Genomic DNA, 11126 nt, shown 5'->3' with positions numbered 1-11126 from the left:
AGGAAAATATGTAAACTATTTCTTAAAATAATTAAGACTAAAACAGTATATCTCTTCTTTAATAACAAACAATATCTTTTAAAGGGGAGACGATCATGGTACAACTTCGGATTAAAAAAGCTTTCGGAGATATAGAAATAACAAAGGATTTAATTTTTTTGCTTATTATTGGTGGTCTTTATTCTTTAAGTGTTGCTTTATCGAATACATTCGTCAATATTTATATTTGGAAACAAACTGGCGATTTTTTCCAAATTGCAATTTATAATTTAACAGTTGTTATTTTTCAGCCACTTACTTTCATATTAGCTGGTCGACTAGCAAAAAAAGTGGATCGGATGATCGTATTTCGGTTAGGTATTATTTTTTTAGCTGTTTTTTATATTACTGTTCTTATAATAGGTACGAATGCTAGTAAATTTTTAATTTTACTCGGTGCCATACTCGGAATTGGCTACGGATTTTACTGGCTGGCCTTTAATGTGCTAACCTTTGAAATTACCGAACCAGAAACGCGAGACTTTTTTAATGGGTTTTTAGGTATTTTAAACTCAGTCGGAGGTATGATTGGCCCACTATTAGCTGGATTTATTATATCTCGATTAACTGGTTTTGTTGGCTATACGGTAATATTTATTATTTCCTTAAGCTTATTTGCTCTTGCCACATTTTTAAGTTTTTTCATGTCAAAGCGATCTGCCACAGGTAATTATTATTTTATAAAGATTTTCCACGAACGAAAGCGAAATAAAAATTGGAAACTGGTCACAAATGCTTCCTTTTTTCAAGGTGTTAGAGAGGGGATCTTTGCCTTTGTTATAACTATTTATGTATTTATTGCGACAGGTAGTGAAATGGCGTTAGGAACTTTTGCCTTTGTTAATTCCTTCGTCTCTTTTATAACTTACTATTTGGCATCACGTTACATAAAATATAACAATCGTAACAAGGCAATGCTTTTCGGTGGAATTATACTTTTTGGATCCGTATTCTTAATTATTATTAAAGTTACTTATCCGATGTTATTACTTTATTCAGCAGTTATTGCATTTGCCTATCCAATTGTGCTTGTTCCATTTAATTCCACTTCCTATGATATTATTGGGAAAAGTTGGAAAGCAGCTGAAATGAGAATAGAATATATCGTTGTAAAAGAATTATTTTTAAACGCAGGTCGTGCTTGTTCGATTGTTATTTTTTTAATCGCTGTTTCCAATATGTCAATTAACGTTGTGTTACCCTACTTACTCGTTATTCTAGGCTCAGGTTACTTATTTATTTATGTTTTCATTAGACATGTGAAAGCAACAAAAATGCAAACTTGATTAAATATGGAGAGGCTGATTATTTGATCAGCCTTCTTTTTGAATACTTTTTTATTATATTTTGATTACATAGGATTATTTTTATAGAAAATTGTCGAAAAATCGAATAGAATAGAGGATGGATTAAAAGATAGGTACGAATCTAAATTAAAAGATTAACTCTTAAAAATAAATAAAATTTTATTAATAGCTATTGAAACGGGGTGGAGGACCTTTGAAAAATAAAAAGATAGATAATAAAAAGAAAAAAAGTCATCTTCCTACACGATTGAACTTATTGTTCTTTGTTGTTTTCCTATTATTTTCTGGTCTTGTTCTGCGACTCGGGGTCGTACAAATAGTTCAAGGTAAAGAATTTAAAAGACAAGTGGAAATGACAGATGTGGAGTCGGTTAACTTTTCTGTTCCACGTGGGGAAATGTATGATAATGATTATACAAAAATCGTTTATAATGTTCCTCAGAAAGCAATTACGTATACACCACCAAAACATCCTCAACCAAAGGATTTACTCAAAGTTGCAAAAGATCTCGCTCCATACATTCAAATGCCGGAAGAAGATATTAAAAAGGTTCGAGAGCGTGATTTGAAGGATATTTGGTTGTTAGAAAACGATAATGGGGATGAATTAGTTACAAAAGAAGAAAAAGAAAAATATAAAGACAAAGAAATTTACCAATTAAAACTTGATCGTGTGACTGAGGAGCACACTAAAACGATTGATAAAAATGTAGCGGCCATATATGGAAAAATTTATAATGCAACGGCATTAACACCGACGATTATTAAAAACGAAGGTGTTACCGATATGGAGTACGCGATGATTAGCGAAAACTTAGGTGACTTACCGGGGGTTGATGTGACAACCGATTGGCAAAGAGCTTACACATATGATGATACGTTTAAAGGGATCCTTGGTTCAGTTAAACCAGGACTACCTGAAGAAAAAGTAGATTATTACAAAGCAAAAGGTTATAGCTTAAATGATCGTGTTGGCTATACGTATTTAGAAAGTTATTTAGAAGATATATTACAAGGAACGAAAACGAAAGTTAGGACTGTCACAAATAAGCAAGGTGAAGTCGTTGAACAAGAAATTGTTTCAGAAGGTAAAAGTGGTAAAGATGTCGTCTTAACTATCGACATGGAATTTCAAGCAAAAGTTGAACAAATTATAAAAGAAGAAATTTTAAATGCAATTCCATATCCGAACAATAATTACCTTAACAAAGCCTTTGCCGTTGTACTTAATCCGAAAACCGGTGAAGTACTATCTATGGCTGGTAAACAGTATGATGAAAAAGAAAGAACTTGGAGTGATTTTGCCAGTGGTACCTTTACAGCTGCCTTTGAACCAGGGTCTGTTGTAAAAGGGGCTACCGTTTTAATGGGGTACCAAGATGGAGCTATATATCCAGGTACCGTTTTGCGCGATGAAGTTATGTTTTTACCTGGTGGGAATACAATTCGGTCTGCTGGTAGATCTATGGGTCCAATCAATGACATTAAAGCATTAGAACGGTCATCAAACGTTTATATGGCAAAAATTGTTTATGCAATGGCAGGAGATACGTATGTGCCTAGGAAATCAATGAATTGGAATTATTTAAACCTAGTAGAAAAAATGCGTTCCTATTATGCCCAGTTTGGCTTAGGAACAACTACTGGCATTGGATTTGATAATGAAGCGATAGGTGTACAAAACGATCCAGATAATCCAGGTAAACTGTTGTACTTTTCTTTTGGACAATTTGATACGTATACTACATTACAATTAGCCCAATATGTTGCTACGATTGCTAATGACGGTTATCGGATGAAACCTATGTTAGTAAAAGAAATACGTGAACCAAATCCTGAGGACGATGAACTAGGTCCAATTATTGAGGAATTTAGTCCAACGGTTCTAAATCGAGTAGATGTGAAAAAAGATTGGCTTGAACGTGTTCAAAGAGGGTTTTATCAAGTTGTGAATGGAAGTCAAGGTACTGCGAGAAATTACTTTAAAAATGTTCCGGTTACAGTTGCAGGAAAAACCGGTACTGCAGAATCGTATGTTTGGGATGAAAAGTTAAGAAAAGGGGTAAAAACTTATAATATCAATTTTGTTGGTTATGCTCCATACGATGATCCGGAAATTGCTTTCGCTATCGTCGTACCGAATGTTTATAATTCTGGTGGACCTTCTTTACCATATAATATTTCCGCAAGAATTGGTGAACGGGTAGTCGAGGCTTACTATGAAACGAAAGAAGAGAAACAAAATCAAAATAATGATGCAAATGGTGAGGGACAAGAAGAAACAGAAGATAATGAAAATAATGATGCGAACGGTGATACAGTAACTGACAATAATGAAGCGACAAGACAAGAAGTAGAAGATGGGGAATAAGAAAAAGACTGTCAATTGACAGTCTTTTTCTATCTTGTTATAACGTCTGCGATTTCTTCTAAACTCATACCTTTTGTAAATTCAAAATCTCCAATTTGAACGTAACGTTCATATTCTTTTTCAATCATGAAATCTTTAAAGGCTTTCGTATCTTCAATAATTTGATGTTCTTTTAGCCTATCTGCAATATCTGAAAGGCTCATGCCGGATTCAATTTTAACAACAACTTTTTCAGGTTGTTCCGGTTCTTCTTCCTTTGTTTCTTCTTCCTTTGTTTGTTCTTCTGATTGTTTATCTTCAGTTTTTTGCTGTTCTGCGATTAATTGTTCCTTTTCTTGTTCTAACTGCTTCACTTTGTCTTTAAGTCCTTGAAACTCATCTGTTGCGACCACTGTAAACCCATCTTTTTCTAAAGCGTTTTTTACTTCTTCTTGATCCGTTTTATCAAAGAATTGAACATATATGAATAGTACTACTGCAACAAGAAGCATCCCAGCTCCAAAGAAGCGTAATTTAATATTATTCATTTCTGTCCCAACCTTTATCATCTTCTAAAATCTCATTAACTTCTTCAATTGTTAAAGCAGATTGTTTGGCAATCTGATCAACGGATAATCCTTGTTCATTTAATAAGTGAACTTGATTGACGATTATCGGATTCACTTTTTTAGAAGACTGTTTATTTAAAGATATGTCATTATTAGGTATTAACAATTCTTCTTCTAAAACCTTTAATCGCTTTTTAATTTGATAAGTTTCTTGGTAAAGCTGAATTGAAAGTTGATCGATATCTTCTTTAACTTGCTTTGAATAATCTGGTATAACAAAAGAGGCAACAATTAGTAGAACAGCAATAATAATCATAATAATGATTAATATATTCATATTATCACTCCCAAACAAGAGTTTATCATAATTCGACATTAGATGACACTATGAAATATAAAAGTTAAATTAGTAAAACTTTTAACATATTTACTAGAGTATTGAAAAAATAAAGGTGAACTTCAGTAAAAACAACAAAATATGACAAATTATGTTTATTGTTTCATTTTTCATTTGATGTTACGATGTATATACATTGAATTTTAAAAAAGATTCAGAATAATATACGATGTGGACTATTATTTGTAGGAGTGAAATAAATGACATTCACACGAATTAATGTAGCAAATAAATTATTAAAGTTTATTGAAATGGAATATTTAGTATTTTTCCAAGGGAAGATGATTCCGATTTCTGGTAAGAATAAATTAGCCAATTTTGTTGAAATTAATTATCATTATGAAACGATAACAGAAAATCAAATGCTAACGAAATTTACATTAATGAATAACCACAATATTTATTTTCCGATAAAATTGTTTGTAAAATGTAGTTTACACCCTTTTGAAAAAAATTATGTATTTGTATCCCCGAAAGAAGATGTATTATTTTTAAGTAATCGCCATGGCTTATTTTTAACTTCTGGCATTATTAATTATTCATCAATATCTCAATACGGCGTCTTAAAACGTGAAGATTATAGTGACAAAATAAGACAAGGAAGAATTCCATTTTATCCGCTCGGTACAGGTGATGTTGTAGGAGTTTTTTCGTTGGAGACTACGTTAAATCCTTATGGAAAGGCAATAGGTTATACGTGGACAATGTTTTCTGAAGCCCATGAGGAAAAAAACTTAATAAAATGGGATAGAAGGCTAAAATCTAGACTAGCTTTTTCTAAAAAATAATGGTATTATAGAAAAGTCGTAATTTGTATATGACTGGAGGGATTAGTATGCGCGTAAATATTACATTAGCATGTACTGAGTGCGGTGAACGTAATTATATAACAACAAAAAATAAACGGAATAATCCGGATCGTTTAGAGTTAAAAAAATACTGTCCACGTGATAAAAAACAAACAGTACATCGTGAAACAAAATAAACAGCAGGCATTTACCTGCTGTTTTTCTTATGCCCAAAATTTTTAAATATAATTATTTATATAAAAAATGATTGTAGAGAGGTGAGTTTTATGGTTAAAAAAACACTTCGAAAACAAGTACGGGACAAATTACGTTCTCTTGCTAAGGAACAATATGAAGAAAAATCGAAAAAAATTGCTGAACAATTATTTCAACTTCAAGAGTGGAAGGAAGCAAATTGTATTGGTATCACCATTTCAATATTCCCTGAAGTTAATACATATCCAATTATTGAAAAAGCCTGGGAACAAGGAAAAAATGTAGCAGCTGTAAAATGTGTTCCAGAAACAAGAGGGCTTGAATTTTATCAAATAAATGATTTTACACAAGTAGAAAAAGGATTTTATGGCTTATATGAACCAGTAGTTGAAAAAACGATCAAAGTTAATCCTAAAGAAATCCAATTAGTCATTGTACCAGGATTAGCCTTTACTAATGAAGGAAAAAGATTAGGTGTTGGCGGGGGGTACTACGATCGATTTTTACCGATGTATAAAGGAAAGACGGTCTCTTTAGCTTTTGATGAACAATTACTAGAAGACATTCCAGTTGAACCACATGATTGGTATGTTCAAAAAGTTGTAGGGGAAAGGAACGTATATCATTGTGAATGATGTGATTGTTTTTCTGATTGTTAGTATATTTTCTTATTTAGCTTATCGAGAAAATGCTCTGCGCTTAAGTGGTGCAATAGCTTCTATTTTTGTAGGGACTGCGGTTTTTATTGGTATCGGCATTAAAGGTTTTATTCTTCTTATTGTCTTTTTTGTAACTTCGAGCTTTTTTACGAAGTGGAAGCGAGAACAAAAACAATCCGTTGAACATATAGTTGCTAAAGGGGATGCTAGGGATTGGGTGCAAGTTTTAGCAAACGGAGGTGTTCCAGCCTTAAGTAGCCTTCTTTTTTATTGGCAAGAAGAACCGATTTGGATTTTAACTTTTGCAGTCTCTTTAGCTTGTTCAACAGCTGATACGTGGGCGTCAGAAATCGGTGTTTTAAGTAAAAAAGATCCTTTTTTAATCTTTCCATTTAAGAGAGTACGGAAGGGAACATCGGGTGCCTTTTCTATTTTAGGAACGGTTGCTAGTTTGATGGGAGCTATTATCATCGGACTAACAGCAAAAGTCTTTTGGTTTGAGATATTCTCATGGTTATCGATAATATGGATTATATGTTTCGGTTTTTTCGGCATGATTGTTGATTCAATCTTAGGGAGAAGTATTCAAGTGAAATTTCAATGCTCGATTTGTGGTCTAATTACTGAAAAGAAAGTTCATTGTGGACAACCAACAATCTATTATAAAGGACTTCGTTTCATTGATAACGATATTGTTAATATTTTATCGATTGTAATTGCGACCTTACTAAGTGTTATTTTATTTTTAGCATAAGTTTTTGGATAAAAAATGAAATTAGTCCAAAAATAAGCTTAGGAGGTCGAAGAAATGATTGGAAGATTATTAAAAACTTTATTACTTGGATTAGTTGTATCTGCGGTGTTGAAAAACCGTTATCGTATTATGAACTGGGTTTTAGGCAATCGAATGATTCGGCAAATCGTTGTTTCTGGTACGATGAGTCTCCCTTTTATAAAGAATCTTTTTTTCAGATATGCTTTTTTCTAATCGAGAAAGAACGACATTTTAATTATTTAGACTGCATGTAAAAAGGTGTTAAACGCTCCTAATAATGCAGTCTTTTTGCATTTATACATGTAATCAAACTATAATTAATAGTAATAGACATTAATAACTTTGTAATTGGAGCTACGCTTGTAAGTTATTCATTTTCGATGAAAGTAGGGAAGCGATTGAGTTATTTTAGTTATCGAGAAGACTATTTGTATTGGAGATTAATCCATTCATTATTAATAGAAGGTTATCGAATACTCAATATTTCTGATGATCAAACAGAAATTTGGCTAGAACATTTTAATAATAGAAAAATTCCGACTATTCGTATTAAAAGATATGATATTGATTGGACGAATTGGCTAAGACAAGACATAAAGCAAACATGTATGAATGGAGAAATGATACGAAAGCGATTTTTTAAAAAGAAACTTGATTGTTTAAATGTATATATTTCCGCCTATCCACCGGTAGATTCATACGAAGACTTGTTTAACCGTTCTTTCCAACTAGATAAATCAAAAACTAGTGTGCGCAATTTTTTAATTGCCGGAAGTCATATAAGTGATTCAATTGTACAATTAGCAAATATTTTTGGTAAAGATTTAATTGGTCCTATAAAACAACAATATGAACCGTATGAAATAGATGTTGTTCGAAATAACTGTATTCAACAAATTAAACTACTTGAGAAAAAAGAAAAAAAGCTTTTAAAACAAACTAAGCCATTTTTTACTTATATATTTTTAGTAATTCAAATAGTTGTATTCCTATTGATGGAGTTTGCTGGAGGTACGTTAAATCCGGAAGTGTTAGTCGCCTTCGGTGCAAAATTCAATCCTTTTATATTAGCTGGCGAATGGTGGCGGTTCATAACACCAATATTTATTCATATCGGAATGATTCATCTTCTCTTTAATAGTTTAGCTCTCTATTATTTAGGTACGATGGTTGAGGGGATTTATGGCAAAATCCGCTTTTTGATTATCTATTTATTTGCGGGATTTTTAGGTACAGTAGGAAGTTTTGTTTTTAACTATAATATTTCAGCAGGCGCAAGTGGTGCAATCTTTGGTTTGTTCGGAGCATTATTATATTTTGGGATTATCCATAAAAGAACATTTTTCCGGACGATGGGTGTTAATATTATTGGATTAATTGTCATTAACTTAAGTTTAGGATTTGTTGCACCAGGAATTGATAACGCTGGTCATATTGGTGGTTTAATTGGTGGTTTTTTAGCTGCTGGCATTGTCCATTTACCGAAAGAGCGAAAATCTGATAAAAGGATTGCCTTTTTTATAATTGCGTTACTTCTAACGGTAGGTAGCTTATATTATGGATTTACTTATCCGAAATTGCCACCATTAATCTATTAAACTTTTTATTTTGAAATTAGCTGCTTTAATAAATAAACTTCATCTGTTTCTGTTTCAAAGATAACAAATAAATGTGAACGGTCTTTTGCTAATAATATGATGGGGATTGTACTGCCAATTGGTGAAACAATTTCTCCGTCATTTTTTCTTATGCCAACAACATAATTTTTATATATCCCTTCCCACAGCTTTCCGACAATCTCACTCGTTTGTTTTTGTGAAAAACCCGGTAACGGACGGTTTGCATAACTTGAAATTTCGTATAATGGAATAATGTCATAAAAGTTTAGCTTAAAATTGTATTTATTAGCTGCCTTTTCAATAGTAGATTGAAGTAGCATATGTTCATCACTATCTAATTTTTCTTTCCATTGAATTTCTTCCTCGTTATGAGGTTGACGAAATGTTATAACCGAATTTTTTTCTTTCGTTAGTAAATATAATTTATCGTCAGAGAGTGCTTGTGTACTTTTAATCTCTTCATTGTCTCTATGTAATTCACTATAATGATAACTAATTACTTGTATTAGTTGATTGTTATTCACTCTCACTTCATCTGCAAGCTTTAATTGATCAATATTTTCTTTCCATATACTTAACTTTTTAACTAATCTACCGTTAGCAAAAACAAGGGCAATGTCTTGTCGTAAGTAAGCTGGTTCGTTAAGCCGAGAAAAGGTTGTGATTGGTAAGATGATTTGATTATTTTTAACTTGTGGTGATAGAATTTCTGTTTTTGTATCTAAAAAGACTGCTTTCTCATCAAGTGGGAAAAACGTTATCGTTTCTATCACATCATCTTTATTAGAGCTTAACCAATAAATACATGCGATTATTGTAATAATTACTGGAATAATTAACAGACCGTTTCTATTCACTTTCATTTTTCATCACCTCCGTTGTTTTGAATTTACTGAAACAGCAATGGAATTAAATGGTGAAAAACACCTTATTAATATATATATGGACAAGTTAGATTTTTATGAAGAGGAATAGTAAAAAATCGATGTTGGAAACGGAAAAGAGGTATAGTAATATTTATAATGCGTATTTATTTAATGCGTCTTGACGAAAGTTTGTTTATAATTACTTTGAGGGACATTTTTGTTAATTTTACTAAAGGGTGAGAAATGTGAATTCAATTTATGATGTACGACAATTATTAAAGCGCTTCGGTTCGTTTATTTATGTTGGTGATCGCTTAGGTGATTTACAATTAATGGAAGATGAATTAAAACAACTTTATTATTCTAATGTAATAGATCAAAAAGAATTTCAAATGGCGCTATTACTAGTTCGTCATGAAATTCAACTTGAGAAAGAAAAGAAGAAAAATACATTAAAGAGGTGAAAAACATGGAACGAAATTTAATTTTTAGTATTGATCTTGGTGGAACTGCAATTAAACTTGCAATTATTGATAAGAATGGAAATTTAATTGATTTATGGCAAATTCCAACGAATATCGCTGAAAAAGGTAAACATATCATTGACGAGATTTATGAAGAGTTTGAGAAAGTATTAAAACGTTTACAAGTTAATAAAGAAGAATTTCTTGGAGTTGGAATGGGGGCACCGGGACCAATTTTATCAAATGGTGTCATGAAACGGGCAACAAATATAGGATGGGAAAATTATCCGTTAAAAGAAAAATTAGAGAATCGCTTTCAACTACCAGCATTTGTTCAAAATGACGCAAACTGTGCAGCCTTAGGTGAAATGTGGCAAGGTGCAGGTAAGAATTTAGAAAATCTTGTATGCGTAACCTTAGGAACTGGTGTTGGAGGTGGTGTTATTGCCAATGGTGAAATCGTTTCAGGTACAACCGGTGGAGGTGGAGAAATCGGCCATATTACAGTTCAACATGAAAATGGCTCTTATTGTAATTGTGGAAAATATGGCTGTATAGAAACAATTGCATCCGCTACCGGGATCGTTCGTTTAGCTATGGAGAAAATCGAAAATGCCAAGGAAGACAATGCGTTAACAAGATTATTTGAAAAAAATGGCGCAATTTCTTCTGAAGACGTTTTCAAATTAGCAGAAAAGCAAGATCCAATTTGTTTGGATATTGTTGATGAAGTTACATTTTACTTAGGACAAGTATTAGGTAACTTAAGTGCAGTTTTAAATCCGGATGCATTTATTATTGGTGGCGGTGTTTCGAATGCAGGGGATACTTTACTAAACCCCCTTAAAAAATATTACGAACAGTTTGCCTTTCCTGCGACTAGAAATGATACGAAAATTATGCGAGCAACGTTAGGGAATAAAGCTGGCGTCTATGGAGCGGCGTATTTAGTGAATAAAAATATTTCTGAAATTAATTAGCATATTTTATTAATATTTAAGATGGTATATAATAAACTGAACAAAGAAAAGAATTTTATTTATCGTATTTAGTGGTTTTAAATACAGTTAACTAGTA

At 32.1% G+C, this 11126-nt stretch carries 13 protein-coding genes; 10 read left to right on the top strand and 3 right to left on the bottom strand.

Translation table 11 applies throughout. The features are described from left to right. The first annotated feature begins 95 nt into the window (after positions 1–95). Together GW534_RS09180 and GW534_RS09175 are read left to right on the top strand one after the other, a co-directional pair. Entirely contained in the window at positions 96–1325 is a 1230-nt protein-coding gene (locus GW534_RS09180) for an MFS transporter (RefSeq protein WP_161920727.1), read from the top strand. A gap of 214 nt (positions 1326–1539) precedes the next feature. After that, positions 1540–3717, top strand: a complete 2178-nt coding sequence (locus GW534_RS09175) for a peptidoglycan D,D-transpeptidase FtsI family protein (protein ID WP_161920726.1) — start codon at positions 1540–1542, stop codon at positions 3715–3717. Between the two features lie 29 nt (positions 3718–3746). Here GW534_RS09175 and GW534_RS09170 read toward each other — a convergent pair whose 3' ends face one another. Together GW534_RS09170 and GW534_RS09165 are read right to left on the bottom strand one after the other, a co-directional pair. After that, positions 3747–4244: an endolytic transglycosylase MltG gene (locus tag GW534_RS09170; RefSeq protein ID WP_161920725.1), complete on the bottom strand. Its 498-nt coding sequence runs from the start codon at positions 4242–4244 to the stop codon at positions 3747–3749. Next, positions 4237–4602: a hypothetical protein gene (locus GW534_RS09165; protein ID WP_161920724.1), complete on the bottom strand. Its 366-nt coding sequence runs from the start codon at positions 4600–4602 to the stop codon at positions 4237–4239. The genes GW534_RS09170 and GW534_RS09165 overlap by 8 nt, the downstream gene beginning before the upstream one ends. Before the next feature lie 260 nt (positions 4603–4862). On the opposite strand from GW534_RS09165, the gene GW534_RS09160 reads away from it, so the two are divergent. The 6 genes from GW534_RS09160 (at position 4863) to GW534_RS09135 (ending at position 8698) form a co-directional block, all read left to right on the top strand. Beyond that, positions 4863–5450, top strand: a complete 588-nt coding sequence (locus tag GW534_RS09160) for a hypothetical protein (RefSeq protein ID WP_161920723.1) — start codon at positions 4863–4865, stop codon at positions 5448–5450. 47 nt (positions 5451–5497) lie between these two features. Next, positions 5498–5647, top strand: a complete 150-nt coding sequence (gene rpmG / locus GW534_RS09155; RefSeq protein ID WP_161920722.1) for a 50S ribosomal protein L33 — start codon at positions 5498–5500, stop codon at positions 5645–5647. Positions 5648–5737: 90 nt separating this feature from the next. After that, a complete protein-coding gene (locus GW534_RS09150; protein WP_161920721.1) occupies positions 5738–6301 on the top strand; it encodes a 5-formyltetrahydrofolate cyclo-ligase in 564 nt (187 codons plus the stop codon). Between the two features lies 1 nt (position 6302). After that, entirely contained in the window at positions 6303–7079 is a 777-nt protein-coding gene (locus GW534_RS09145) for a DUF92 domain-containing protein (protein ID WP_161920720.1), read from the top strand. Between the two features lie 54 nt (positions 7080–7133). Further along, positions 7134–7313, top strand: coding sequence for a hypothetical protein (locus tag GW534_RS09140; RefSeq protein WP_161920719.1), 180 nt, complete (start codon positions 7134–7136; stop codon positions 7311–7313). Between the two features lie 185 nt (positions 7314–7498). Beyond that, positions 7499–8698 (top strand): rhomboid family intramembrane serine protease, encoded by a 1200-nt coding sequence (locus GW534_RS09135; RefSeq protein WP_246204046.1) that lies wholly within the window; start codon positions 7499–7501, stop codon positions 8696–8698. A gap of 5 nt (positions 8699–8703) precedes the next feature. On the opposite strand, the gene GW534_RS09130 is transcribed toward GW534_RS09135, so the two are convergent. Continuing rightward, the gene (locus GW534_RS09130; RefSeq protein WP_161920717.1) at positions 8704–9582 is read right to left on the bottom strand and encodes a hypothetical protein; all 879 of its coding nucleotides are present in this window, start codon (positions 9580–9582) and stop codon (positions 8704–8706) included. 248 nt (positions 9583–9830) lie between these two features. Here GW534_RS09130 and GW534_RS09125 point away from each other — a divergent pair, with 248 nt between their 5' ends. Together GW534_RS09125 and GW534_RS09120 are read left to right on the top strand one after the other, a co-directional pair. Beyond that, positions 9831–10049 (top strand): YqgQ family protein, encoded by a 219-nt coding sequence (locus tag GW534_RS09125; RefSeq protein ID WP_161920716.1) that lies wholly within the window; start codon positions 9831–9833, stop codon positions 10047–10049. Between the two features lie 5 nt (positions 10050–10054). Beyond that, positions 10055–11029: an ROK family glucokinase gene (locus tag GW534_RS09120; RefSeq protein WP_161920715.1), complete on the top strand. Its 975-nt coding sequence runs from the start codon at positions 10055–10057 to the stop codon at positions 11027–11029. The last annotated feature ends 97 nt before the right edge of the window (positions 11030–11126 follow it).

It is taken from the genome of Pallidibacillus pasinlerensis (genome assembly GCF_009996845.1).
Classification (GTDB): Bacteria; Bacillota; Bacilli; order Bacillales; family Caldibacillaceae; genus Pallidibacillus; species Pallidibacillus pasinlerensis.
Note: the sequence above shows the minus strand (reverse complement) of the source record. Positions and strands in the feature narration are given on the sequence as shown.

Bases quoted from the DNA above. Each gene is read 5' to 3' on its own strand.
- GW534_RS09180 (WP_161920727.1), top strand. From the start codon at position 96: ATGGTACAACTTCGGATTAAAAAAGCTTTCGGAGATATAGAAATAACA.
- GW534_RS09170 (WP_161920725.1), bottom strand. From the start codon at position 4,244: ATGAATAATATTAAATTACGCTTCTTTGGAGCTGGGATGCTTCTTGTT.
- GW534_RS09165 (WP_161920724.1), bottom strand. From the start codon at position 4,602: ATGAATATATTAATCATTATTATGATTATTATTGCTGTTCTACTAATT.
- GW534_RS09160 (WP_161920723.1), top strand. From the start codon at position 4,863: ATGACATTCACACGAATTAATGTAGCAAATAAATTATTAAAGTTTATT.
- rpmG (WP_161920722.1), top strand. From the start codon at position 5,498: ATGCGCGTAAATATTACATTAGCATGTACTGAGTGCGGTGAACGTAAT.
- GW534_RS09150 (WP_161920721.1), top strand. From the start codon at position 5,738: ATGGTTAAAAAAACACTTCGAAAACAAGTACGGGACAAATTACGTTCT.
- GW534_RS09140 (WP_161920719.1), top strand. From the start codon at position 7,134: ATGATTGGAAGATTATTAAAAACTTTATTACTTGGATTAGTTGTATCT.
- GW534_RS09130 (WP_161920717.1), bottom strand. From the start codon at position 9,582: ATGAAAGTGAATAGAAACGGTCTGTTAATTATTCCAGTAATTATTACA.
- GW534_RS09120 (WP_161920715.1), top strand. From the start codon at position 10,055: ATGGAACGAAATTTAATTTTTAGTATTGATCTTGGTGGAACTGCAATT.